The 24371-nt window shown below is 68.9% G+C and carries 25 protein-coding genes; 24 read left to right on the top strand and 1 reads right to left on the bottom strand.

Annotated features, from left to right (window positions below):
• The first annotated feature begins 36 nt into the window (after positions 1-36).
• The 7 genes from LRM18_RS07200 (at position 37) to thrC (ending at position 8069) form a co-directional block, all read left to right on the top strand.
• The gene (locus LRM18_RS07200; RefSeq protein ID WP_064238347.1) at positions 37-1089 is read left to right on the top strand and encodes a linear amide C-N hydrolase; all 1053 of its coding nucleotides are present in this window, start codon (positions 37-39) and stop codon (positions 1087-1089) included.
• Between the two features lie 103 nt (positions 1090-1192).
• The gene (locus LRM18_RS07205; protein WP_057494501.1) at positions 1193-1888 is read left to right on the top strand and encodes an AraC family transcriptional regulator; all 696 of its coding nucleotides are present in this window, start codon (positions 1193-1195) and stop codon (positions 1886-1888) included.
• A gap of 144 nt (positions 1889-2032) precedes the next feature.
• The gene (locus LRM18_RS07210) at positions 2033-2980 is read left to right on the top strand and encodes a DMT family transporter (RefSeq protein ID WP_049471306.1); all 948 of its coding nucleotides are present in this window, start codon (positions 2033-2035) and stop codon (positions 2978-2980) included.
• A 138-nt stretch (positions 2981-3118) separates the two neighbouring features.
• A complete protein-coding gene (locus LRM18_RS07215; protein WP_005413160.1) occupies positions 3119-3253 on the top strand; it encodes a hypothetical protein in 135 nt (44 codons plus the stop codon).
• An 84-nt stretch (positions 3254-3337) separates the two neighbouring features.
• Positions 3338-5842: a bifunctional aspartate kinase/homoserine dehydrogenase I gene (gene thrA / locus LRM18_RS07220; protein ID WP_270952961.1), complete on the top strand. Its 2505-nt coding sequence runs from the start codon at positions 3338-3340 to the stop codon at positions 5840-5842.
• The gene (locus LRM18_RS07225) at positions 5839-6753 is read left to right on the top strand and encodes a homoserine kinase (protein ID WP_049471309.1); all 915 of its coding nucleotides are present in this window, start codon (positions 5839-5841) and stop codon (positions 6751-6753) included. The genes thrA and LRM18_RS07225 overlap by 4 nt, the downstream gene beginning before the upstream one ends.
• A gap of 29 nt (positions 6754-6782) precedes the next feature.
• The gene (gene thrC, locus LRM18_RS07230; RefSeq protein ID WP_270952964.1) at positions 6783-8069 is read left to right on the top strand and encodes a threonine synthase; all 1287 of its coding nucleotides are present in this window, start codon (positions 6783-6785) and stop codon (positions 8067-8069) included.
• A 68-nt stretch (positions 8070-8137) separates the two neighbouring features.
• Here the strand turns inward: thrC and LRM18_RS07235 are convergent, their stop codons facing one another.
• The gene (locus LRM18_RS07235) at positions 8138-8890 is read right to left on the bottom strand and encodes a helix-turn-helix domain-containing protein (protein WP_049471312.1); all 753 of its coding nucleotides are present in this window, start codon (positions 8888-8890) and stop codon (positions 8138-8140) included.
• A 126-nt stretch (positions 8891-9016) separates the two neighbouring features.
• Here LRM18_RS07235 and hisS point away from each other — a divergent pair, with 126 nt between their 5' ends.
• The 17 genes from hisS to LRM18_RS07320 all read left to right on the top strand — a co-directional run bounded on the left by hisS (position 9017) and on the right by LRM18_RS07320 (position 24235).
• A complete protein-coding gene (gene hisS, locus LRM18_RS07240) occupies positions 9017-10414 on the top strand; it encodes a histidine--tRNA ligase (protein ID WP_053504968.1) in 1398 nt (465 codons plus the stop codon).
• On the top strand, positions 10414-10707 hold the full coding sequence (locus LRM18_RS07245) for a hypothetical protein (protein ID WP_270952967.1): 294 nt from the start codon (positions 10414-10416) through the stop codon (positions 10705-10707). The genes hisS and LRM18_RS07245 overlap by 1 nt, the downstream gene beginning before the upstream one ends.
• Positions 10708-11102: 395 nt before the next feature.
• On the top strand, positions 11103-11429 hold the full coding sequence (locus LRM18_RS07250) for a YerC/YecD family TrpR-related protein (RefSeq protein WP_080355606.1): 327 nt from the start codon (positions 11103-11105) through the stop codon (positions 11427-11429).
• Between the two features lie 34 nt (positions 11430-11463).
• Positions 11464-12375, top strand: coding sequence for an ATP phosphoribosyltransferase (gene hisG / locus LRM18_RS07255; protein ID WP_270952970.1), 912 nt, complete (start codon positions 11464-11466; stop codon positions 12373-12375).
• Complete coding sequence (gene hisD, locus LRM18_RS07260) at positions 12372-13667, top strand: histidinol dehydrogenase (protein ID WP_049471319.1); 1296 nt, start codon at positions 12372-12374, stop codon at positions 13665-13667. Before hisG ends, hisD begins: the two co-directional genes overlap by 4 nt.
• Positions 13664-14758, top strand: coding sequence for a histidinol-phosphate transaminase (gene hisC, locus LRM18_RS07265; protein ID WP_270952971.1), 1095 nt, complete (start codon positions 13664-13666; stop codon positions 14756-14758). The genes hisD and hisC overlap by 4 nt, the downstream gene beginning before the upstream one ends.
• On the top strand, positions 14755-15828 hold the full coding sequence (gene hisB / locus LRM18_RS07270) for a bifunctional histidinol-phosphatase/imidazoleglycerol-phosphate dehydratase HisB (protein ID WP_053462805.1): 1074 nt from the start codon (positions 14755-14757) through the stop codon (positions 15826-15828). The genes hisC and hisB overlap by 4 nt, the downstream gene beginning before the upstream one ends.
• Positions 15825-16427, top strand: coding sequence for an imidazole glycerol phosphate synthase subunit HisH (gene hisH, locus LRM18_RS07275; protein WP_049471324.1), 603 nt, complete (start codon positions 15825-15827; stop codon positions 16425-16427). Before hisB ends, hisH begins: the two co-directional genes overlap by 4 nt.
• On the top strand, positions 16424-17158 hold the full coding sequence (gene hisA / locus LRM18_RS07280; RefSeq protein ID WP_049471326.1) for a 1-(5-phosphoribosyl)-5-[(5-phosphoribosylamino)methylideneamino]imidazole-4-carboxamide isomerase: 735 nt from the start codon (positions 16424-16426) through the stop codon (positions 17156-17158). Before hisH ends, hisA begins: the two co-directional genes overlap by 4 nt.
• Positions 17152-17928 carry an imidazole glycerol phosphate synthase subunit HisF gene (hisF, locus tag LRM18_RS07285; protein WP_270952976.1) on the top strand — a complete coding sequence of 259 codons (777 nt, stop codon included), beginning with the start codon at positions 17152-17154 and terminating at the stop codon, positions 17926-17928. The genes hisA and hisF overlap by 7 nt, the downstream gene beginning before the upstream one ends.
• Positions 17918-18538, top strand: a complete 621-nt coding sequence (gene hisIE, locus LRM18_RS07290; RefSeq protein WP_064238364.1) for a bifunctional phosphoribosyl-AMP cyclohydrolase/phosphoribosyl-ATP diphosphatase HisIE — start codon at positions 17918-17920, stop codon at positions 18536-18538. Before hisF ends, hisIE begins: the two co-directional genes overlap by 11 nt.
• A gap of 148 nt (positions 18539-18686) precedes the next feature.
• Positions 18687-20276, top strand: a complete 1590-nt coding sequence (locus LRM18_RS07295; protein WP_270952979.1) for a calcineurin-like phosphoesterase family protein — start codon at positions 18687-18689, stop codon at positions 20274-20276.
• Between the two features lie 33 nt (positions 20277-20309).
• Positions 20310-20642, top strand: coding sequence for a hypothetical protein (locus LRM18_RS07300; protein WP_270952981.1), 333 nt, complete (start codon positions 20310-20312; stop codon positions 20640-20642).
• 36 nt (positions 20643-20678) lie between these two features.
• Positions 20679-21701: a glucokinase gene (locus LRM18_RS07305; RefSeq protein ID WP_130768148.1), complete on the top strand. Its 1023-nt coding sequence runs from the start codon at positions 20679-20681 to the stop codon at positions 21699-21701.
• Positions 21702-21752: 51 nt separating this feature from the next.
• Complete coding sequence (locus tag LRM18_RS07310) at positions 21753-22751, top strand: N(4)-(beta-N-acetylglucosaminyl)-L-asparaginase (RefSeq protein ID WP_064238371.1); 999 nt, start codon at positions 21753-21755, stop codon at positions 22749-22751.
• On the top strand, positions 22748-23479 hold the full coding sequence (locus LRM18_RS07315) for a copper homeostasis protein CutC (RefSeq protein ID WP_130768146.1): 732 nt from the start codon (positions 22748-22750) through the stop codon (positions 23477-23479). The genes LRM18_RS07310 and LRM18_RS07315 overlap by 4 nt, the downstream gene beginning before the upstream one ends.
• 327 nt (positions 23480-23806) lie before the next feature.
• Positions 23807-24235 carry a hypothetical protein gene (locus LRM18_RS07320; RefSeq protein WP_239505181.1) on the top strand — a complete coding sequence of 143 codons (429 nt, stop codon included), beginning with the start codon at positions 23807-23809 and terminating at the stop codon, positions 24233-24235.
• The last annotated feature ends 136 nt before the right edge of the window (positions 24236-24371 follow it).

Below are 24371 nucleotides of genomic sequence, written 5' to 3' on the forward strand. Positions count from 1 at the left end.
GAGATCCACCGATCACGGGGAAAGGAGTGCAACGACATGGTACGGATGAAGTGGACGGGCCGGGCAATGCTGGCGGTCGCACTGGCTGCCGCGGTCGCACCGGCGCTGGCCTGCACGCGGGCGGTGTACCTGGGCGACAACGGTGATGTGATCACCGCGCGTTCGATGGACTGGAAAGTCGATGTGGCGACCAACCTCTATGTGCTGCCACGCGGCATCGCGCGCACCGGCCAGGCCGGCCCGAAGTCGCTGGCCTGGACGGCGCGCTATGGCTCGGTCGTGGCCACCGGCTACGACGTGTCGACCACCGACGGCATGAACGAAAAGGGCCTGGTGGCCAACCTGCTGTGGCTGGTCGAATCGGAGTATCCGAAGCAGCGTGGCAACAAGCCCGGACTGGCCATTTCGCTCTGGGCGCAGTACGTGCTCGACAACTTTGCGACCGTTGGCGAGGCGGTGGCGGCGTTGGAGCGTGAGCCGTACTCGATCGTCACCGACAAAGTGCCGGGCGAAGACCGCCAGGCAACGCTGCACCTGTCGCTGTCCGATGCCACCGGCGACAGCGCCATCGTCGAATACATCGGTGGCCGCCAGGTGATCCACCATGACCGCCGTTACCAGGTGATGACCAATTCGCCGATCTTCGAACAGCAGCTGGCGCTCAACAGCTACTGGCAGCAGATCGGCGGCACCGTGATGCTGCCCGGCACCAACCGCTCGGCCGATCGCTTCGCGCGGGCTTCGTTCTACATCAACGCCATTCCCAAGTCCGAAGACCCGGTGGTGGCGCTGGCCAGCGTGTTCAGCGTGATCCGCAATACATCGGTGCCCTACGGCATCACCACGCCGGGCGAGCCGAACATCTCCTCCACGCGCTGGCGTACCGTGGCCGACCACAAGCGGCGCTTGTACTTCTTCGAATCGGCATTGACCCCGAACACGTTCTGGGTCGACCTCAACAAGGTGGATTTCGGCGGCAAGGTGCTCAAGCTCGATCTCGGCCCGGACCAGCGCAACACCTATTCCGGCAATGCGCTGGGCCAGTTCGTGCCCAGTGCACCGTTCACCTTCCTGGGCGTGGACGGTTAGTCCGGCGCCCGGTCAGGCACGACCCGCCACCGATCGTGGGAGCCATCGCGTGTGGAGGCGCGCCCGCGTTGCAGGGATATCCAAGCACGCGCACACTCGCCGGATGGGCGCGATCTTCCACCTGCGGCAGTACGGCCAGGCCACCGGCCTGGATCGCCATGACTATGCGCAGTGGGTGTTGCCGCTGCAGGGCGAGCTGCAGTTCGAGATGGAGGGGCGCGGGGGGCGCTTGGACCTGCTGCAGGGCGCGTTCGTTGCAGCGGGCGAAGCCCACGACCAGATGGCAGACGGTCCCAACGGTTTCGTGATTGTCGACTGCCCACCCGGCGTGCTGGATGACGCAACCCAGGAACACCTGTCCCGCCAGCGCTGGCTGCACCTGCCGCTGGCGTTGCGCCAGTGCCTGGCGCAGGTGCGTGCGGGCCAACCGTTGCCGCCCCTGCTGCCGCAGTTGCTGCAGGTGTTTGCGCCCGCCGGTAGTGGCGCGCGCATGCAGGGCCTGTGCGCGGCGGTGCAGGCCGACCCCGGGCAGGCGTGGCCGGTGGCACGCATGGCCGGCTTCGTCGGTGTCAGCGAGAGTCGCTTGCATGCGCTGTTCCAGCGGGAATTCGGGCTCGGCCCGCAGGCATGGCTCAGTGCGTGCCGGTTGCGCTGGGCCAAGCATCAGCTGCGCACCAGCGCCGCGCCGATCAGTGATATCGCACTGGCCGCAGGCTATTCCGAGCAGAGCGCATTGACCCGTGCGCTGCGCCGCGAATGTGGCCAGACTCCCGCTGCGTGGCGAAGGGGCGCCACCTGACCTGTAGAGCCGAGCCCATGGCTCGGCTCCCGAGTCGAGGCGACTCCGCATGCGCACAGCCGGGCAGGGCAGTAGCCTCGGTCAAGAGCGCCCGCCGTGCAACGCATACACTGCGTGGCCTGTTCTCTCCCCCGAAGTATCCGAATGCGCAACAACCCGATGGCCCTGGGCATCGCCAACGGCATTGCCGCCGGCGCGCTGTGGGGCGTGGTCTTTCTGGCCCCCGCCGTGCTGCAGTCGTTCAATGCGCTGCAGCTGTCGGCTGGCCGTTATCTGGTCTACGGCCTGATTGCCGTCGCGCTGCTGCTGCCGCGCTGGAGGCGGCTGGCGCCACGGCTGGGCCGCGCCGAATGGTTCGGCCTGCTGTGGCTGAGCCTGGCCGGCAACCTGGTGTACTTCCTGCTGCTGGCCACGGCCGTGCAGTGGGCCGGTGGCGCTGCGGCATCGCTGATCGTTGGCCTGATCCCGGTGGTGGTCACGCTGGTCGGCGTGCGCGAGCAGGGGGCCGTGCCGCTGAAGCAGCTGCTACCGGCGCTGGGCCTGTGCGTTCTGGGGGTCGCTCTGGTCGGCTGGGAGTCGCTGATGTCCGAGCATCTGGCCACGCCGTGGCGCCAGCGCGTGGTCGGACTGCTGTGCGCGTTCGGCGCGCTGTTCTCGTGGGCGCTGTACTCGATCGGCAACAGCCGCTGGCTGGCGCGCAGGCCGGATCTGTCCAGCCATGACTGGTCGCTGCTGACCGGCGTCACCACCGGTGGCCTGGCGCTGCTGCTGGTGCCGATGGCCTTCATCGGCCCTGGCGACCACACGGCGGCGCAGTGGGGTGGCTTCTGGGCGATCAGCGCCGGCGTGGCAGTGGTGGCCTCGATCCTCGGCAACGCGTTCTGGAACCGTGCCAGCCGCCTGCTGCCATTGACCCTGACCGGGCAGATGATCGTGTTCGAAACGCTGTTCGCGCTGCTGTATGCCTTCGCCTGGCAACAGCGTTGGCCGTCGCTGCTGGAAGCACTGGCGATCGTGTTCCTGGTGGCCGGCGTGATGCTGTGCGCGCATGCCCACCGCACGCCGCGGGCGATCGCCGAACATGCAGGCTGAATCCGGTCGACAAGCGTGCTGATGCACGCTTGGTCTCAATTGCAACCAAATGCACGCACGTTGGCCGATGATCACGGCAGCGGTCTTTTGCGGTGCAACACTTGACAGCAGGCCCATGCGCAGTGTTTTCTGTGCGCCATGGTCCTTGATGCCGCCCACGCCAGCCTGATCGCCCCCGCCACTGCGGGCCGTTCGACTGCGCCGGTCGCCACCACCACCATTACCACCACCACCGTCACCACTGCCCTGGTGCGGCCCGTCGTCTTCGTGTAACTCCCGAAAACCACGGCCCCGCACCATCCAGGTGGCGGGGAAACTCGACACCTGCATGCGACGGGGCCTCCTGCCGAGGTCTGCATGTCTTCCCACGCCCCCGCCCATCCCGTTGCCCCGGCCGATCTGGCTGCGCCGTCCACTGTCGTGCACAAGTTCGGCGGCACCTCGGTGGCCGATGCCGAACGCTATCGCCATGTTGCCGGCCTGCTGCTGGCCCGCCCCGAACCGCTGCAGGTCACTGTCGTCTCGGCGATGAAGGGCGTCACTGACGCGCTGATCGATCTGGCGCAGCTGGCGGCCAAGGGCGACGAAGGTTGGCGCGAGGCGTGGCATGCCCTGCGCGCGCGCCATCGCGGCGCCGCCGTGGCGCTGCTGGGCGAGCAGGTCGGCGAGACGGTCGAATGGATCGACGCCCACTTCGATCAGCTGGCCGAAGTGCTGGCGGCGCTGGCGGTGATCGGCGAGCTGCCGCGCGAAGTGCTCGACCGCGTGCAGGGCCTGGGCGAAGTGTTTTCCGCACAGCTGCTCGGCAGCCACCTGCGTGCCCTGGGCGAAGACTGTGCCGTGCTCGATGCCCGCGATGTGCTGGTGGTCGGGCATGGCGAACTCGGCGTGGATGTCGACTGGGAGGCCAGTGCTGACCGGCTCGCCAGGTGGCGCCTGCAGCATCCGCAGTCGCGGCTGGTGGCCACCGGCTTCGTCGCGCGCGACCGCGATGACCGCATCACCACCCTGGGCCGCAATGGCAGTGACTACTCCGGAGCGATCTTCGCCGCGCTGTTCAATGCCGATGAACTGCACATCTGGACCGACGTCGACGGCGTGCTGTCAGCCGATCCGCGGCTGGTGCCCGAAGCCGTGCAGCTGGAATCGCTGAGCTACGACGAGGCCTGCGAACTGGCCTACTTCGGCGCAAAGGTGGTGCACCCGCAGACGATGTCGCCGGCCATCCGCCTCGGCCTGCCGATCTTCATCCGCAACACCTTCCAGCCGGCACACCCGGGAACGCGCATCAGTGCAGAACGCTCGCCGCGTGGGCCAGTGAAGGGCCTGACCCTGAGCCCCGGGCTGTCCCTGTTGAACCTGGAGGGCACCGGCCTGATCGGCGTGCCCGGTACCGCCGAGCGCGTGTTCGCCGCGCTGCGCCAGGCGCAGGTATCGGTGGTGATGATCTCGCAGGGTTCGTCGGAACATTCGATCTGCTGCGTGGTACGCGCTGCCGAAGCCGGCCGCGGCCGCGAGGCCCTGCTGCACGCGTTCGCCCACGAGCTGTCGGTGGGCCAGGTGCAGCGCGTGCAGGTCAGTGATGGTGTGAGCGTGCTGGCGGCGGTCGGCGATGGCATGGCCGGCCAGCCGGGCGTGGCCGCGCGCCTGTTCGAAGCGCTGGGGCGTGCGCAGGTGAACATCCTGGCGATCGCGCAGGGCTCGTCCGAGCGCAACATCTCCGTGGCCGTGGACAGTGCCGATGCCACCCGTGCGCTGCGCGCCGCGCATGCGGGTTTCTGGCTGTCGCCGCAGACCTTCGCGGTGGGGGTGATCGGGCCGGGCAATGTCGGCGCCGCGCTGCTGGACCAGCTGCTGGCCGCCCGTCCGCAGCTGCTGGCCAAGGCCAACGTCGACCTGCGCCTGCGCGCCCTGGCCTCGCGTTCGCGCATGCGGCTGGAGGCGGATGGCCTGCATGCGGACTGGCGCGATGCCCTGCAGCAGGCGGGTGAGCCCAGCGATCTGGATCGCTTCACCGAACACCTGTTGGCCGCGCACCTGCCGCATGCGGTGGTGATCGACTGCAGTGGCAGTGCCAAGGTGGCTGAGCGCTATGAGGGCTGGCTGGCAGCCGGCATCCACGTGGTCACCCCGAACAAGCAGGCTGGCGCCGGCCCGCTGCCGCGTTATCAGCGCATCCGCGCCGCGGCGGCGGCCAGTGGTGCGCGGTTCCGCTACGAGGCCACGGTGGGCGCGGGCCTTCCGGTGATCACCACGCTGCGCGACCTGGTCGATACCGGCGACGAGGTACTGGCCATCGAAGGCATCTTCTCCGGCACGCTGGCCTGGCTGTTCAACCGCTTCGATGGCAGCCAGCCGTTCTCCGCGCTGGTCGCGCAGGCGCGGTCGATGGGCTACACCGAGCCGGACCCGCGCGATGACCTGTCCGGCGTGGACGTGGCGCGCAAGCTGGTCATCCTTGCCCGCGAGGCCGGCCACGCGCTCAGCCTGGAGCAGGTGCAGGTGGAAAGCCTGGTGCCGGCGCTGCTGCGCGACGGCGGCGTGGACGACTTCATGGCGCGGCTGGGCGAGTCCGACGCCAGCCTGCTGCAGCGCCTGCAGGAAGCGCGGGCGCGCGGCGCGGTACTGCGCTATGTGGCTCGGCTCGGTGCGGACGGTGCCTCGGTGGGCCTGCAGGAACTGCCGGCCGACCACGCCTTCGCCAACCTGCGGCTGACCGACAACGTGGTGCAGTTCCGTACCCGTCGCTATTGCGACAATCCGCTGGTGGTGCAGGGGCCGGGCGCGGGGCCGGAAGTCACGGCAGCGGGCGTGTTCGCGGACCTGCTGCGGGTGGCCGCTGGCGAAGGAGCACGCCTGTGATCGCACGTGCGTTCGCGCCCGCCTCGGTGGCCAACGTGGCGGTCGGCTTCGACATTCTTGGCCATGCGCTTGCCGGTGTCGGCGATACCGTAAGCGTGCGCCGTCTCGATGAGCCGCGGGTGCGCATCGACGCGATCCGTGGCAGCGCCGTCGCGCTGCCGCTGGATGCGGCCGGGAACACCGCCGGCGCAGCGTTGATGTCGCTGCGCGCCGGGCTGGGCCTGGAGTTCGGTTTCGCGGTGGAGATCGACAAGGGCATTCCGTTCGGCTCCGGCATGGGCGGCTCGGCCGCGTCGTGCGTTGCTGCACTGGTGGCCGCCAATGCGCTGCTCGATGTGCCGCTGCCACGCGAGGCGCTGTACCCGTTTGCGCTGGACGGCGAAGCCGTGGCCAGTGGCGGGCGCCACGGCGACAACGTGGGACCGCTGCTGCTGGGCGGGCTGGCGCTGTGCACGGCGGACCGCCTGCTGCCGATTCCGGTGCCGGCCGCCTGGCACAGCCTGCTGGTGCATCCGCACGCAGTGCTGGAAACCCGGCTTGCGCGCCAGGCCCTGCAGGGCAGCTATGCGCTGGCTGAATTCGTGGCACAGAGCGCGAACCTGGCGCTGGTGCTTGCCGGCTGCCATCGCAGCGACGCCGGGCTGGTCCGCGCGGGGCTGCGCGATGTGCTGGTGGAGCCGCGCCGCGCTGGCCTGATCGGCGGCTTCGAGGCCGCCCGCGATGCGGCGCTGTCGGCGCAGGCGATGGGCGCAGGTATCTCCGGTGCCGGCCCCAGTGTGTTTGCCTGGTTCGAGGACGCCGACCAGGCCCGTGCCGCCGCTGCACCGGTGCAGGCTGCATTTGCCGCCGCCGGTTTCGACAGCGACGCCTGGGTGTCGCCGCTGGATGCGCCGGGAGCCCGGCTGTGCTGAATCCTTCCCCCCTACTGGATACCGACCCCATGCACTTTGTTTCGACCCGCGGCCAGGCCCCGGCCGTTGGCCTCAGCGCGGCGATCGCTGCAGGATTGGCACCTGACGGCGGGCTGTATGTGCCCGCCACCCTGCCGGCGGCACGTGAGCTGCAGGCCGGGGCGACGCTGGCCGATACCGCCGCGGACCTGCTGGCACCGTTCTTCGCCGCTGACGCACTCGAGGCCGCGTTGCCGTCGATCTGCCGCGAGGCGTTCGACTTCCCGGTGCCGCTGCGTGCACTTGGCAACGGCGACCATGTGCTGGAGCTGTTCCATGGGCCGACGGCGGCGTTCAAGGACATCGGCGCGCGTTTCCTGGCCGGAACGCTGTCGCGGCTGCAGGCCGGCAAGGACCGCGACCTGACGATCGTTGTCGCCACCTCTGGCGATACCGGTGCCGCCGTGGCGGCAGCCTTCCATCGCCAGCCGGGCGTGCGTGTGGTGGTGCTGTACCCGGATGGCCGCGTGTCGCCGCGGCAGGCGCATCAGCTTGGCTGCTTCGGCGACAACATCCAGGCGCTGCGTGTGGCCGGGGCGTTTGACGATTGCCAGGCCATGGTCAAGCAGGCGCTGGCCGACCGTGACCTGCAGGCGCAGGTGCCGCTCAGCTCGGCCAACAGCATCAGCCTCGGCCGCCTGCTCCCTCAGATGAGTTACTACGCACATGCGGCGTTGACCCATTACGCAGCGCATCGTCGTCGGCTCAACCTGGTGGTGCCGACCGGCAATCTGGGCAATGCGATGGCCGCAGTGCTGGCGCGCGCGCTGGGCGTTCCGATCGGGCAGATCGTGCTGGCGACCAATGCCAATGCGGTGCTGCCGGCGTACTTCAACGGTGGCGACTATCAGCCGCAGGCCAGTGTGGCCACGGTTGCCAACGCAATGGATGTGGGGGCGCCCAGCAACTTCGAGCGCCTGCGCTGGCTCTATCACGGTGATGATGCCGAGCTGCGCGCTGCCTTCCGCGCGTTCGCGGTGGATGACGTGACCATCCGCGCGACGATTGCCGCAGCGCATGCCAGCAGCGGCGAACTGTTCTGCCCGCACACGGCGACGGCGGTGAAGGTGTTGCAGGACCTGCGCGCGCGCGGTGCCAAGGGCGACTGGGCGGTGCTGGCCACGGCGCATCCGGCCAAGTTCGAGGTGGTGGTGGAGCCGTTGATCGGCGGCCCGGTCGCGGTGCCGCCGGCATTGGACGCGTTGCTGCAGCGACCGGCGCATGCCGAGCCATTGGCGGCCGATTACGCGGCGTTGCGTGAGGTGTTGATGCGTTGATCGCAGATGGAGGATGCAACACGGGTAGTGCCGGCCGCTGGCCGGCAACCCCATCAACCGCGATGCCGTCAGATCAATCCTTCACCGGCCAGCGTGCGCAGCCCGTCCTCGTCGAGGATCTCCACCACGTTCAGGTGGGGCAGGGCGATCAGCCCCTGCTGGCGCAGCTTGGTGAAGGTGCGGCTGACCGTTTCCATGGTCAGGCCCAGGTGGTCGGCGATATCGCCGCGCCCCATCGGCAGCGATACGCGCAGGCCGTCACCGCCGAGCCTGGCCTCGCGTGCGGCCAGGCGCAGCAGGAAATCGGCCAGCTTCTCGGCCGGCTGCAGGCGTGCCAATGCCAGCGCCGCATCCTGGGCGGCGTCCAGTTCCTGGCAGGCGCGCTGCAGCAGCTTGCGCTCCAGGTGCGGGAAGCGGCTGCGCAGCGCCTTCATCTGTGGCAGCGCGACCCGGCAGACGCGGCTGTCGGCGATCGCTTCGATGTCGTAGCGGTGGTGATCGCTGCCACTCAGCCCGAGGTAGTCACCGGGCAGCACGAAGCCGCTGATCTGGCGCCGGCCGTCGGCCAGGGTGCGAACCAGGCGCAGCGCACCGCCGGTCAATGTATAGACATGCTGGCGCTCCTCGCCGGTGCGGGCCAGGGTGCTGCCCATGCCGACCTGCTGCGAAACGGTGACCTGTTCCAGCGCCTGCACTTCATCGGGCGACAACGCCGAGCACACCGCAAGGTGGCGAACCGAGCAGTGCAGGCAGTCCAGCGTGATGCAGGACGGCGCGGCGGGATCGTTGTTGGCGGGCGGAGCGCCGGAAGGCCGTGACATGTTGCGGGGGCGTATCGCGGGCGGGGAGGGCCTTATGATACTTCAAGCGGCCGTTCGACCCTGCCGGAGGCGGGGGCGCTAGAATGTCGCCCCCTCCCACGTCCCGTTCCAGCAGGAGTTCCGCCCGTGATCAAGCCCCGTACCCCGCCCGGCACCCTTGAGCTGCTGCCGCGCGAGCAGATTGCGTTCCAGCGCATGCTGGACGTCATCCGCCGCAACTACGAGCGCTTCGGGTTCCTGCCGGTCGAGACGCCGGTGTTCGAACTGTCCGACGTGCTGCTGACCAAGTCCGGTGGCGAGACCGAGCGCCAGGTGTATTTCGTGCAGTCCACCGGTGCGCTGGCCAATGCGGCTGAATCGGGCGACCGTTCGTTGCCGGAAATGGCGCTGCGTTTCGACCTGACCGTGCCGCTGGCGCGCTACGTGGCCGAACACGAACACGAGCTGACCTTCCCGTTCCGCCGTTACCAGATGCAGCGCGTGTACCGTGGCGAACGCGCCCAGCGCGGCCGCTTCCGCGAGTTCTACCAGTGCGACATCGACGTGATCGGCAAGGACAGCCTGAGCGTGCGTTACGACGCCGAAGTGCTGGCGGTCATCCACGCCGTGTTCTCGGAACTGCGCATCGGTGACTTCAGCATCCAGCTGAACAACCGCAAGCTGATGCGCGGCTTCTTCGAAAGCCTGGGCGTGGCCGAAGGCGAGCGCCAGCTGGCGGTCTTGCGCGAAGTGGACAAGCTGGACAAGCGCGGCGCCGATTACGTGCGCGAGACGCTGGTGGGCGAGGGCTTCAACATCCCGGCCGAACAGGTCGAGAGGATCCTGGCATTCGTGGCCGTGCGTTCGCAGGGGCATGCCGATGCGCTCGCGCAGTTGGCTGCCCTTGAAGCCGACGCCGGTTCTTCGGAGATCCTGCGCACTGGCGTGGCCGAACTGCGCGAGGTGCTGCAGCTGGTGCAGGCGCTGGGCGTGCCGGAAACCGCGTACTGCCTGAACTTCTCCATCGCTCGGGGCCTGGACTACTACACCGGCACCGTCTACGAGACCACGCTGACCGACCATCCGCAGATCGGCTCGATCTGCTCGGGCGGCCGCTACGAAGACCTGGCCAGCCACTACAGCAAGTCGAAGCTGCCGGGCGTGGGCATCTCCATCGGCCTGTCGCGCCTGTTCTGGCAGCTGCGCGAAGCCGGCCTGATCGACGGCATCGAGGCCAGCAGCGTGCAGGCACTGGTGGCACTGATGGACGAGCAGGGCATGCCGCAGTCGCTGGACATCGCGCGCCGCCTGCGCGCCGGTGGCATCAACACCGAAGTGCAGATGGAGCCGAAGAAGATCGGCAAGCAGTTCCAGTACGCGGCCAAGGCCGGCATCCGTTTCGTGGTGCTGGCCGGCGAGGACGAGCTGGCACGTGGCGTGGTGGCGGTGAAGGACCTGCTGCGCGAGCAGCAGTTCGAAGTCTCCCGCGACGAGCTGGCCAGCACCCTGCAGGTGGAGCTGGAGCAGTCCAAGGCAATGGCGTGATGCGGGCCGCCGCAGGGGCGCTGTGCGTGCTCCTGCTGGCGGGCTGCCAGAGCGACCCGGCGCTGCGCAGTGCACGGATAGGGCCGGCACAGTACCGGCTGCAGGTCGATCGCTGCCACGTGATCGATCGCGCGCAGCTGGAGGGCGACCTGCAGGCCCTGGCCTCGCGGACGTGTCCGGCCGGCGCAGGGGCGTTGGAAAACATCCAGTCCCTGCCGAGCCGGCAGGGCAGCCTGTTCGGCGAATGCCTGCGGCGTGGGGCGCTGCAGGCCGAGGTGCGCTGTCTGCCCTGAGTCGGCCAGATTGTTGATTTGAAAGCAGAACGCCCGCCCTTCGGTGGGCGTTCTGCGTTTGCGGGCGAAGCGCAGTCGAGCATGGCTCGACTCTACAAAAGCCGGTTCCGATCCGATCCATGCTGTTCTGACAGATCGCGGTCAACTGTCGAAGGCGGGGTGGGTCCGGTTGAGGGGGCGTGAGCCGCATGGATGCGGCGACCGAGCTTACATGGACGTACTTGCAGCGGCCCCCTCAACCGGATCCATCCCGCCAACCCTCGGGAAACCGCCTTTTGCTGTTGCTCTGGCTCTTGCCTCTGCGGGTGCAGGGCAGCAGCCTTGCCGCCCCCCAATCCCCCCGATTTGACGCATCGCGCAAGAATGCGCTAATGTACTAACGCGCTATTACATTGATGCATGGACCCGACCCCGTGAAAGCCCGCCCCGAGATTGCCGCCAAAGACCCCAAGGCCGACCTGGAAGCCCTGGCCCGGGCCTTTGCCGCCCTGCGCGAGCCGGAGCAGGTCGAGGCCTTCCTGCGCGACCTCTGCACCCCGGCCGAGCTGGAGGCCATGGCCGACCGCTGGAAGGTGGTGCCGTTGCTGCAGCAGGGCGTGCCGTACCGCGAGATCCACGAGCGCACCGGCGTCAGCGTGACCACCACCGGACGGGTGGCGCGCACGCTCGAGCATGGCCATCGAGGCTATGCCGCTGCCATCGACCGCCTTGCCCTGCGCTGATCCGCGCCCCGTTCCGAACTTCGAGACCTCCCCCATGAGTGCAACCCAGGCAGCGCCGGTACGAGACCGGCTGCGTATCGCCATCCAGAAGAGTGGCCGGCTGGCCGAGCCCGCCCGCAACCTGCTCAGCGCGTGTGGCCTGAGCTGGCGTGAGAGCCGCGACAAGCTGTTCTGCTATGGCGAATCACTGCCGGTGGACCTGCTGCTGGTGCGCGACGACGACATCCCCGGCCTGATCGCCGACGGCGTCTGTGACCTCGGCATCGTGGGCCGCAACGAGCTGGACGAGCAGGCCGCGGCGCGGCGCCAGATCGGGCTGCCCGATGCGTACCAGGCGCTGCGCGGGCTGGGCTTTGGCCAGTGCCGGCTGATGCTGGCAGTACCCGAGGAGTGGCAGTGGCAGGGACCGGCGCAGCTGGCCGGTACCCGCATCGCCACCAGCTACCCGGCCATCCTCAAGCAGTGGCTGGCCGAGCAGGGCGTGGATGCACAGGTGGTCGAGCTGTCCGGTTCGGTGGAAATCGCACCGCGCCTGGGCACGGCCGACCTGATCTGCGATCTGGTGTCCAGCGGCGCGACACTGCGCGCCAATCAGCTGACCCCGGTACACAACCTGCTCGACAGCGAAGCAGTGCTGGCCGGCGCGGTGCGCGTACCGGATGATGCGCGCGCATCGCTGCGCGCGATGCTGCTGCGCCGCCTCGACGGCGTGGTGCAGCGCCAGGACCGCAAGCTGCTGATGTTCCGCGCCAGCGAGGATCGCGTCGACGCGCTGGCGCAGCTGCTGGCCGATGCCGAGCCGCTGGTGCGGCTGCCGGCCGATGGCGGCGCGCTGCGCCTGCAGACCATGTGCCCGGGCCCGCTGAGCTGGCAGCGCATGGAAGAACTCGAGCGCGCCGGCGCGCAGGGCCTGATGGTGTTGAGCGTGGAGCGGTCGCTGGCATGAACCGTCTGACCTGGTCCCGACTTGATGAAACCGCGCGCCGCGCCGCGCTGACCCGCCCGGTGCAGACCGTGGCGCAGCAGACCCGCGACGCGGTGGCTGCGCTGATCGCGCAGGTGCGTGCGCAGGGCGACGACGCGCTGCGTGCGATCACCGCGCGTTTCGATGGTGTCGAGCTGTCGTCCTTTGAAGTGAGCGAAGCCGAATTCGCCGCTGCCGAAGCCGCCGTGCCCGCCGAACTGCGCCAGGCCATGGTGGACGCCGCCGAGCGCATCGCCCGCTTCCACGCCGCCGGCATGGGCAAGGGATACGCGGTGGAGACCGCGCCGGGGGTGGTCTGCGAACGCATGCTGCGTCCGATCGGACGGGTAGGGCTCTACGTGCCGGCCGGCAGCGCGCCGCTGCCGTCCACCGCGCTGATGCTGGGCGTGCCGGCGCAGCTGGCCGGCTGCCCGCAGGTGGTGCTGTGCACGCCGCCGCGTGCCGATGGCACGGCTGATCCGGCGGTGCTGGTGGCCGCGCGGCTGACCGGCGTGCAGCGCGTGTTCAAGCTGGGCGGCGCGCAGGCGATCGCCGCGATGGCCTATGGCACGGCCAGCATTCCGGCCTGCGACAAGCTGTTCGGGCCGGGCAACAGCTTCGTGACCGAAGCCAAGCAGCAGGTCGCACAGGACGGCGCCGCCGCCATCGACATGCCGGCCGGTCCCTCGGAAGTGCTGGTGATCGCCGATGCCGGCGCCAATCCAGCGTTCGTCGCCGCCGACCTGCTGTCGCAGGCCGAGCACGGCCCGGATTCGCAGGTGCTGCTGCTGACCGACGATGCGGCGATGCTGGCCGCGGTCGAAGCCGAGGTGGAGCGCCAGGTCGCCCTGCTGCCGCGCCAGCAGATCGCACGGCAGGCCTTGTCGGCGTCGCGGCTGATCCTGGTCGATGCGTTGGCCGAGGCGTTCGCGATCAGCAACCGCTATGCGCCCGAGCACCTGATCCTGGCCCTGCGTGAACCGCGCGCGTGGCTGGACAAGGTGCAGGCAGCCGGCTCGGTGTTCCTGGGGGATTACACCCCCGAGGCATTGGGCGACTACTGCAGCGGCACCAACCACGTGCTGCCCACCGCCGGTGCCGCGCGCGCCTACAGTGGTGTCAGCGTGGCCAGTTTCCAGAACCTGATCAGCGTGCAGAGCGCCAGCGCCGCCGGCCTGGCGGCGATTGGCGGCTGCGCGCGCATCATCGCCAGCGCCGAAGGCCTGGATGCCCACGAGCGTGCGGTGGCATTGCGCATGGAGGCGGCGGCATGAGCGCGGCGATCGAGGACGTGCTGGCGCTGGTGCGCCCGGACCTGCAGGCGTTCGCCGGCTACAGTTCGGCGCGCAGCGCGGCGGTGCAGGGCGAAGTCTGGTTGAATGCCAACGAGTCGGCCTGGGCCAATCCGGCCGATGCGGCGGGCAGCAGCCGGCGCTATCCGGAGCCGCAGCCGCTGGCACTGCGCGAGGGCCTGGCCGCGCTGTATGGCGTGCAGGCGCAGCAGCTGCTGATCGGCCGTGGGAGTGACGAAGCCATTGACCTGCTGGTGCGCGCCCTGTGCGTGCCGGGCCGCGATGGCGTGCTGGTCACGCCACCGGTGTTCGGCATGTATGCGGTGTGCGCGCGGCTGCAGGGGGCCGCACTGATTGAAGTGCCGCTGGTGGACAGCGAGGATGGCCTGCGCACCGATCTGGATGCGGTGATCGACGCGGCCAAGGCCCGCAATGCCACGCTGGTGTTCCTGTGCGCGCCGTCGAACCCGGCCGGCAGTGATATCGCGCTGGACGATGTCGAGCGCGTTGCCGTTGCGCTGCGCGGACAGGCGTTGGTCGTGGTGGACGAGGCGTATGTGGAATACGCGCAGCGCCCGTCGGCGACGACGTTGCTGGCCGCGCATGCCAACCTGGCGGTGCTGCGCACGCTGTCGAAGGCGCATGCCCTGGCCGCGGCCCGCATTGGAACCCTGATCGCCGCACCGGAGCTGATTGCCGTGCTGCGCCGCTGCCAGGCGCCGTACCCGGTGCCGACCCCGTGCGCCGAACTGGCCGTGCAGGCACTGCAACCCGAAGCGCTGGCGCGCACCGCCGAGCGCGTGGCGACGGTGATCGCCGAGCGCGAGCGCCTGCGTGCAGCCCTGGCCGGCCTGCCCGGCGTGCGCCGGGTGTACGCCTCGGCAGGCAACTACCTGCTGGCGCGCTTCGCCGACGCCCAGGCCGCATTCGATACACTGCTGGACGCAGGCGTGGTGGTGCGCGACCAGCGCGCCGCGCCGCAACTGGGTGATGCACTGCGCATCAGCATCGGCAGTCCCGAAGAGAATGACCGCGTGCTTGCGGCCCTGTCGGCGCGGAGGGCCGCAGCATGACCCCGATCCTGTTCATCGACCGCGACGGCACACTCATCGAAGAGCCGTCCGATTTCCAGATCGACGCCTACGAAAAGCTGCGCTTCGTGCCGCAGGTGATCCCGGCGCTGCTGAAGCTGCGCGACGCCGGCTATCAGTTCGTGATCGTCACCAACCAGGACGGCCTCGGCAGCGACAGCTACCCGCGCGCCAGCTTCGACGGCCCCAACGACCTGATGCTGCAGATCTTCGAAAGCCAGGGCATCACGTTCCGTGACGTGCTGATCGACTGCAGCTGGCCGCACGACAATGCACCGACCCGCAAGCCGGGCATCGGGCTGATGACGGCTTACCTGCAGGACCGCAGCATCGACTGGGCGCGCTCGGGCATGGTCGGCGACCGCATCACCGATCTGCAGTTCGCCGACAACCTCAACATCCGGGGCTTCCAGCTGCGCACCGAGCAGTTCGGTGGTGAGTGGGACTGGCCGGGCATTGCCCACGCGCTGGCCGACGCACCGCGCACCGCCGTGGTCCAGCGCAACACGAAAGAAACGAAGATCCGCGTGGAACTGGACCTGGACCGTGCCGGTGATGCACGCATCTCCACCGGATTGCCGTTCTTCGACCACATGCTGGAACAGATCGGCAAGCACGGCGGCTTCGCGCTGGACATCCAGGCCGAGGGCGACCTGCACATCGACGAGCACCACACCATCGAAGACACCGGGCTGGCCCTGGGCCAGGCCCTGCGCGAGGCGCTGGGCGACAAGCGCGGCATCGGCCGCTACGGTTTCACGCTGCCGATGGACGAGACGCTGGCCAGCGCCGCGCTGGACTTCAGTGGCCGGCCATACTTCGTGTTCGAGGGCGAGTTCAAGCGCGAGCGGGTGGGTGACATGCCCACCGAGCTGGTGCCGCACTTCTTCCGCTCGCTGTGCGATGCCAGCGGCCTGAACCTCAACCTTCAGGTGCGCGGCGACAACGATCACCACAAGGTAGAGGCCTGCTTCAAGGCACTGGCGCGCGCACTGCGCCCGGCGCTGGCCCGCCAGGGCACGGCGCTGCCGAGCACCAAGGGGGCGCTGTGAGCGACGTTGCGCTGATCGATGCCGGTGGCGCCAACCTCGGTTCGGTGCGCTACGCACTGGAGCGCCTGGGCGCGACGGTGCGGCTGGTGCGCGATGCGGACGGCCTGGCCGGTGCGCAGCGGGTGATCCTGCCCGGCGTCGGCGCCGCCGGTCCCGGCATGCAGCGCCTGCATGCGCAGGGCCTGGTGGAACCGCTGCAGCGGCTGGAGGTGCCGTTGATGGGCATCTGCCTGGGCATGCAGCTGCTGTTCGAGCGCTCCGAAGAGGCCGGCGTGGAGACTTTGGGACTGATTCCCGGGGTGGTGCGCAAGCTGGTGCCGGCCTGTGGCATCCGCGTGCCGCACATGGGCTGGAACCGCCTGCTGCCGCTGCGTGAGTCGCTGCTGCTGCGCGGCGTACCCGAGCGCGCCAGCGCCTACTTCGTGCACAGCTATGCGGCGCCACTGAACACCCACACGGTGGCTGCCTGCGACCATGGCGGCCTGTTCACTGCCGTGGTGGAGCAGGGCCGCTACTACGGCGCGCAGTTCCATCCCGAACGCTCCGGCGAAACCGGTTCGCTGATGCTGCGCAATTTCCTTGAGGGCACTGCTGCATGAGTTTCATCGTCTACCCCGCGCTGGATATCCGTGATGGCCGCGTGGTGCGCCTGCGCCAGGGCGACTATGCGCAGGAAACCTCCTATGGCGATGACCCGTTGCCGCGCGCGCAAGCCTTCGCCGCGCAGGGCGCGCAATGGATGCACCTGGTCGACCTGGATGCCGCCCGCGCCGGTGGCTACACGCTGGCGCCGCTGCTCGCGGCGATCCGTGCGCACACGCCACTCCAGGTGCAGACCGGCGGTGGCGTGCGAGGCCGTGACGACGTGGCGCGCATCCTCGACGCTGGCGCCGGCCGCGTGGTGGTCGGTTCGCTGGCGGTGCGCCGCCCCGACGAAGTGGTCGGCTGGCTGGGGGAGTTTGGTGCCGAGCGCATCACGATCGCGCTCGACGCGCGCCAGGATGCACAGGGGCAATGGCAGCTGCCGGTGCACGGCTGGACCGAAAATGCCGGGGTGACCCTGGACGAGCTGGCCCAGCGCTACGCGCGCGCCGGCATGCGCCACCTGCTGTGCACCGACATCGCCCGCGATGGCATGCTGGCCGGGCCCAACATCGGCCTCTACCAGCACCTGTCGGCATTGCTGCCGGGCGTGGCGGTGCAGGCGTCCGGCGGCATCCGTGACGTGGCCGATGTGGCCGAGGCCCGTGCCGCTGGCTGTGGCGGTGCGATTCTCGGCAAGGCGCTGCTGGAGCAGCGCATGGACCTGGCGGAGGCGCTGGCATGTTGAGCCGCCGCATCATTCCCTGCCTGGACGTGCGCGACGGCCGCGTGGTCAAGGGCGTGCGCTTCCGCGACCACGTCGACATGGGCGACATCGCCGAGTTGGCGCAGCGCTATCGCGACCAGGGCGCGGACGAGCTGGTGTTCTATGACATCGGCGCCAGTCCCGAAGCGCGTTCGGTGGACGTGGCGTGGATCGAGCGCATCGCGCGCCTGATCGATATTCCGTTCTGCGTGGCCGGTGGCATCGACAGCGTCGAAACCGCGCGCCGCGTTCTGTTTGCCGGTGCCGACAAGGTGTCGATCAATTCGCCGGCGCTGGGCCGGCCGGAGCTGATCACCGAGCTGGCGGACGAGTTTGGCGTGCAGTGCGTTGTGGTGGGCGTCGATTCGGTGCGCGAGGCCGACGGGCAGTGGCGGGTGCGTCGTTTCAGCGGCGATCCGGACAAGACCCAGGCGGTGCCGCTGCGCACCCTGGACTGGATCGTCGAAGCACAACGGCGTGGCGCGGGCGAGATCGTACTGAACTGCATGGACAGCGATGGCGTGCGCCGCGGCTACGACGTCGCGCAGCTGCAGCAGGCGCGGGCCCTGTGCCAGGTGCCGCTGATCGCCTCCGGCGGTGCCGGTACGATGGAGCATTTCGCCGAAGCCTTCGACCAGGCCGACGTCGACGGCGCGCTGGCCGCCAGTGTGTTTCACAGCGGCGCGATCGCCATTCCGGAATTGAAGCGCTACCTGCGCGCACAGCAGATCGAGGTGCGGGATGTCTATTGAAGTGAGGCCCTCTCTGGACGCGTTGCAGGCGCTGGACTGGGGCAAGGGCGACGGCCTGCTGCCGGCGGTGGTGCAGGATGCCGACACCCTGCAGGTGCTGATGCTCGGGTATGTCAGTGCCGAATCACTGGCCGCCACGCTGGCCATCGGTCACATGACCTTTTTCAGCCGCAGCAAGCAACGGCTGTGGACCAAGGGCGAGCAGTCCGGCAACGTACTGGTGGTGCAATCGATCCGTGTCGACTGCGATGCCGATACGCTGCTGGTGACGGCACGGCCGGCGGGACCAACCTGCCACACCGGTGCCGAGAGCTGTTTCGACCAGGCGCCGAAGGATTTCCTGGGCGGGCTGGGCCAGCTGGTGGCCATGCGCGAGGCGCAGCGCCCGCCCGGCAGCTACACGACGAGCCTGTTCGAGGGTGGCATCCGCCGCATCGCACAGAAGGTGGGCGAGGAGGGCGTGGAGACCGCCCTGGCGGCGGTGGCGCAGGACGATGCGGCGCTGCTGGGCGAGGCCTCGGACCTGCTGTACCACCTGCTGGTGCTGCTGCGCGCGCGTGGGCTGTCACTGGATGATGCGCGGGCAGTACTGGAAAAACGCCATCGCTGAAGCGTGGTAGTGCCGGCCGCTGGCCGGCAACCCCCAGATGCCCGACGATCATGAGGTTGCCGGCCAGCGGCCGGCACTACCGGCCGGAAATGCAGCCGAGCGTGTCGGGGCTCTACAATACCGCGTCTCTTTTTGCCGGATCTCTCCCATGAAACTGCCTGCCACCTGGCTGTGCTGCCTGTTGCTGACCTCGCCGGCCTGGGCCGCGGACACCGTGGTCACCGGCAAGGTGTATCTGGAGCGTGACGGCAAGCCTGGCCGCGGTGCGACCGATCCGGGCCTGGCCGGAGTGCAGGTCTCCAACGGCGAGACCATCGTCAAGACTGCCGCTGACGGCAGCTACAGCCTGCCGGTGCGCGACGGCCAGACGGTATTCGTGATCAAGCCCGATGCCTACGCCTTCCCGAAGGCGGCCGATGGCCTGCCCTCGTTCTGGCGCCACTATCGTCCGAGCGGCTCGCCGGCGCTGAAGTACGGTGGCATCGCCGCGACCGGCGACGTCACCCGCAACTGGGATTTCGCCCTGCAGTCAGACCGCCATGACAGCCGTCGTGGCTTCCAGATGCTGGTGTTCACTGATTCGCAGACCGCCAGCCTGAAGGACATCGGCTACTACCAGCAGTCGATCGTGGCGCCGCTGGTCGGGCAGACCAAGGCACGCATGGGCACCACCCTGGGCGACATCGTCAACGACGACCTGACCCTGTACCCGGCGATCAACAAGGTCACCACCGAACTCGGCGTGCCGTGGTTCCATGTGCCGGGCAACCACGACCTCGACTTCGATGCGGCCAGCGATGCGCATTCGCTGGACAGCTGGCGCAACATCTATGGCCCGGACACCTACGCGGTGGAAGAGGGCGGCGCCAGTTTCGTGTTCCTGGACGACGTGGTGTACGACCCCAAGGCCAGCCCGAAGTACGTCGGTGGCCTGCGCGAAGACCAGTTCGCCTTCCTCGCCAGCTACCTGAAGGGCCTGCACAAGGACCGCCTGCTGGTGCTGGGCATGCACATCCCGCTGTTCGACGCGGCACCGGGGCGGGAGACCTTCCGCCACGCCGACCGCCAGCGCCTGTTCGACCTGCTGAAGGACTTCCGCAACGTGCTGGTGCTCAGCGGCCACAGCCACACCCAGCAGCACGTCTACCACGGCAAGGCCGACGGCTGGAACGGCGACAAGCCGCTGCATGAGTACAACGTCGGGGCCAACTGCGGTGCGTTCTGGTCCGGGGTGAAGAATGCCGCCGGCGTGCCGGACAGCACGATGAGCGATGGCACGCCGAAGGGCTATGCGCTGCTCGACGTGGCCGGCAACGGCAGCTACCGGTTGCAGTACCGGGTGGCGGGCAAGCCGGCCAGCGAGCAGATCGGCCTGCATGCACCCAAGGTGCTGCGCCAGGGGGCCTACCCGGCGTGGGGCGTGTACGCCAACGTGTACATGGGCGAAGATGCCAGCGTGGTCGAGTACCGCGTCGATGGTGGCGCCTGGCAGCCGATGAAGCAGGTCAGCCAGCCCGATCCGCGCCTGATGGTGGAGAACGTGGCCGACGACCTGGCCGACAGCCTGCGCGGCTACGACCGCTCACCGGAGGCCACCGCATCGCCGCACCTGTGGCGTGGTGCGCTGCCGACCGACCTGGCGGTGGGCAGCCACAAGGTTGAGGTACGCTCCACCCAGCCCGATGGCGCGGTGTTCACCGCGACCACCCGCTACAGCCTGCAGGCCGCCCAGCCCTGATCCCGCACCACCGTTCCAGCGAAAGGACCCCGCATGGATATCCGCTTCATGGCCGGCACCACGCCGGTCACCCTCAGCCGCCACTGGTTCACCGGCGCGATGCTGCTGCAAAGCGCCACCGAGAAAGTCTGGGTGCAGCATCCGCTGCATCCGGGCACCCACTTCTCGTTCTCGCTGGTACAGTCGTGGCTGCGACATATCGCCGGCCACGAAGTGCTGGTCGAGCGCACCCGGCCGCTGTTGTTCGCCGGCTTCCGCCCGCAACGACTGCGCGTGCTGGTGGACGGCGTGCAGGTGGCCGAGCAGGAAGGCATGCAGGCCAACCTGAACCGCCGTCGCGCTAGGCAAAGCGGCCCCGATGCCTGAGAATCGGGGCGATTCAATCGATCCAAGCAGGCCAGCGTGACCATCGCAGCAGCGTCCCCGGTTTCCTCCGACTCCACCTGCGGCGGTCTTCCGCGCCGCTTGGTCGTCGCCGATGTTGGCGGCACCTTCGCCCGCCTTGCGCTGGCTGAAACCGCACCTGGCAGGGCGCCGTCGTTGGGCAGCCACCGCACCTATGCCTGTGCCGAGCATCCCAGCCTGGCCGCGATCCTGGCTGACTTCACCGCAGGCCTCGGCCAGCCGGTGCAGACCGCAGTGGTCGCCATCGCCGGCCTGCTCGATGGCGACGTGCTGATCAATTCCAACCTGCCGTGGACGGTGTCGCTCGCAGCCACGCGCGCGCAGTCCGGGCTGCGCGAACTGCAGCTGATCAATGATTTCGAGGCGGTGGCGTTGGCCATTCCCTTCCTTCAGCCCGACACGCTGGTGCCGCTGAATGGCGACGCGGATCCGGCGCAGGCGTTCCCGGCACTGGTTCTGGGCGCCGGTACCGGCCTGGGCGCCGCGCTGCGCTTCGCCGATGGCGAGCGCCCGGTGCTGGCCAGCGAAATCGGCCATGCCGCGCTCGGCGCCGGCAATGCGCTGGAGCTGCAGGTGCTGGGCAAGCTGCTGCAGCGCTGGCCGCATGTGGACAACGAGCGCGTGCTGTCCGGCAGTGGCCTGATGAACCTGTATCCGTGCCTGTGCGAGTTGCGCGGCGTCACCCCGGTGTGGAGCAGCACCGAGGCACTGATCGGCGCAGCGCGCAGCGGCGAGGATGCCCTGGCGGTGGAGACGCTGCAGGTGTTCTGTGCCTGGCTGGGCAGCCTGGCCGGCGACGCAGCGATCGCCGTCGGTGCGCGTTCGGTGTACCTGGCCGGGGGCATTTCCGCGCATGTGCAGGATTTCCTGGCCGATGGTCGCTTCCGTGAGCGCTTCCTCAACAAGGGCGTGCTGACCGAGGTGCTGCGCCAGGTGCCGGTATGGCGCGTGGAGCATGGCCAGCTGGGCGTGCTCGGCGCAGCGGTCTGGCACGCCGCACGGCAGCCCACGCACGACTGATCGTCGGGGCCGGCATCGGGCCGGCCGCGCATTGCAGACTGGGAGGGGAAGATGGTGGATCGCAGGCAGTTCCTGCAGGCCGGTGCACTGGCCGCGGGCATGGCGGCCTTGCCGGGCGTGCATGCACGCACGCAGGGTGGGGCCAGGGTGGTTTCCACCTGGGACTTCGGCGTGCCGGCCAACCAGGCCGCATGGAAGGTGCTGGCGCAGGGCGGCAGCGCGCTGGATGCGGTGGAAGCGGGCGCACGCTGGGCCGAGAGCGAGCTGTGCAATCCCACCGTCGGCCATTGCGGCAACCCCGATCGCGACGGCGTGCTCAGCCTGGACGCGAGCATCATGGATGGCGATGGCCGTTGTGGCGCGGTGGCCGCGCTGGTCGACATCCTGCATCCGGTGTCGGTGGCCCGCAAAGTGATGGAAAACAGCCCGCACGTGCTGCTGGTAGGCGAGGGCGCGCAGCAGTTCGCGGTGCAGCAGGGGTTCGAGCGCAAGCATCTGCTGACGCCGCAGGCCGAAGCGGCCTGGCGCGAGTGGCTGAAGACCGAGAAGTACCAGCCGCAGATCAACGCCGAGCGGCGAGGTATTCCCGGTAACAGCGACAACCACGACACCATCGGCATGCTGGCGCTGGATGCCCAAGGCCGCCTGGCCGGTGCGTGCACCACCAGTGGCATGGCCTGGAAGCTGCACGGCCGGGTCGGCGACAGCCCGATCATCGGTGCTGGCCTGTATGTCGACAACGACGTCGGAGCGGCCACTGCCTCGGGCGTGGGCGAGGAGATGATCCGCAACGCCGCCTCGTTCCTGGTGGTCGAGCTGATGCGCCAGGGGCGTTCGCCGGCGCAGGCCTGCCGCGAGGCGATCGACCGCGTCGTACGCAAGCGGCCTGAAGCGAGCAAGACCTTGCAGGTCTGCTTCCTGGCGATGAACAAGCAGGGCGAGGTCGGTGCCTACGCCCTGCATCGCGGCTTCGTCTACGCGGTGTGCGATGCGCAGCGCCAGGATGACCTGCGCGACTCGCCGTCGATCTACACGAGCAGCCAGGCGTGAGCACGCGGCTGACCCTGGAGGTCGCCAGCAATTCGTTGGCCTCGGCACTGGCCGCGCAGGCCGGCGGCGCCGACCGCATCGAGCTGTTCGACAACCTGGCCGAGGGCGGCACCACGCCGTCCTTCGCCAGCATCGCGATTGCCCGCGAACGCCTGTCGATCCCGCTGTTCGTGCTGGTGCGGCCACGGCCGGGCGACTTCCACTACGACGCGCTGGAAACCGAACTGATGCTGCGTGACATCGCGCAGTGCCGCGCGCTGGGCTGCGATGGCGTGGTGATCGGTGCGCTGGACGTGCAGGGCGGTATTGACCTGGCGCTCTGCCGCGAGCTGGTCCAGGCCGCCGGGCCGTTGCAGGTGACCTTCCATCGCGCGTTCGATGCGGCCCGCGATCTGTCGGCGGCGCTGGAGCAGGTGATCGGGCTGGGCTGCCAGCGCGTGCTGACCTCGGGCGGCCAGGTCAGCGCCGAAGCGGGCGTGGATATGCTCGCCGGTCTGGTCACCCAGGCGGCAGGCCGGATCACGGTGATGGCCGGTGCGGGCCTGGGGCCGGCCAACATCGCCGCCGTGGCACGACGGAGTGGCTGTACTGAACTGCACGCGTCCGCAAAAGGCCTGCGCCGCTCGGCGATGCAGTTCCAGAACCCGGCGCTGCGCGGTCTGGACCCGGACTGGAGCCAGACCAGCACCGCGACCGTGGCCGCACTGCGTCAGGCCCTCGACGGCTGATCGCAGGGCGGGGTCGGATCCCTTCGCAGAAGGGCTCCGACCCCGCTGCGGAACGCGCACCCGTTGCCGAAAAGTGACGCTTCTGACGTGCGCGGATCGCCAGTCCGTCTGCCAAACAGCGGAACGCAGGGGCATCCATCTTTCCGTGTAGACGATCAAGCGGGGATTGTTGACAGTGGGTCCGACTCCCCGTGGCAATGGCCCTCCTTCCGCATGTCTCGACTGCTCTTGCTGCTTCTCTGTCTGCTGCCCATCGCCGCAATAGCTGGAGAGGAGGCACGGCCCCCACTGTTGATCTGGACGGCGGCCGGACCGGAGGGAGGCGGCATGGACGCTGTGCTGGACGGCGTGACGCTAGCCGCTGCTGCTACTGGCGCGTTCGTCGACACGCGCGTACATCGAATCGGGAAGAAGCGCTTCCGCGCGCTGTATCAGGTGTTCGATTCAAACGCGTCCAACCCGATGGGGCACTGTGGGGCGGGGCACGAGATCCGTTTGTTCGTCTACGATTTGACCTCGCCGAAGCCCATTGAACGCGGCAGGATCCTGGTCAGCAGCTGCCTCCAATCCGTGTCCCTCGCCAGCCAGAACGCAGGGCGACCCCACAGTGAATCCGACTTTTCCTCGGTCATCTGGCGGGGCGACGGGTTCACCATCGAGTGGTGGGGTAATGGGCCCGGAGGCGTTACGTCGAGCCACTACGCCCTCCGAAATGGCCGCTTCGTCCCAACTAGCTCGGGTGAGGGGAATCGCTGAGGGCGGACAAAACCGTTCCGCGCGCGACTGTCGTGACCGTGTCACGTCTTCGTGCGCCGGTCTCTCAATGATGTTTCGCAACCCTTTGATTGTTCTGCGTAGAGGGAGCCGTTAACGGCATTCCCCCGGGCATTGC

The organism is Stenotrophomonas sp. PI_27 (genome assembly GCF_027854495.1).
GTDB lineage: Bacteria > Pseudomonadota > Gammaproteobacteria > Xanthomonadales > Xanthomonadaceae > Stenotrophomonas > Stenotrophomonas pavanii.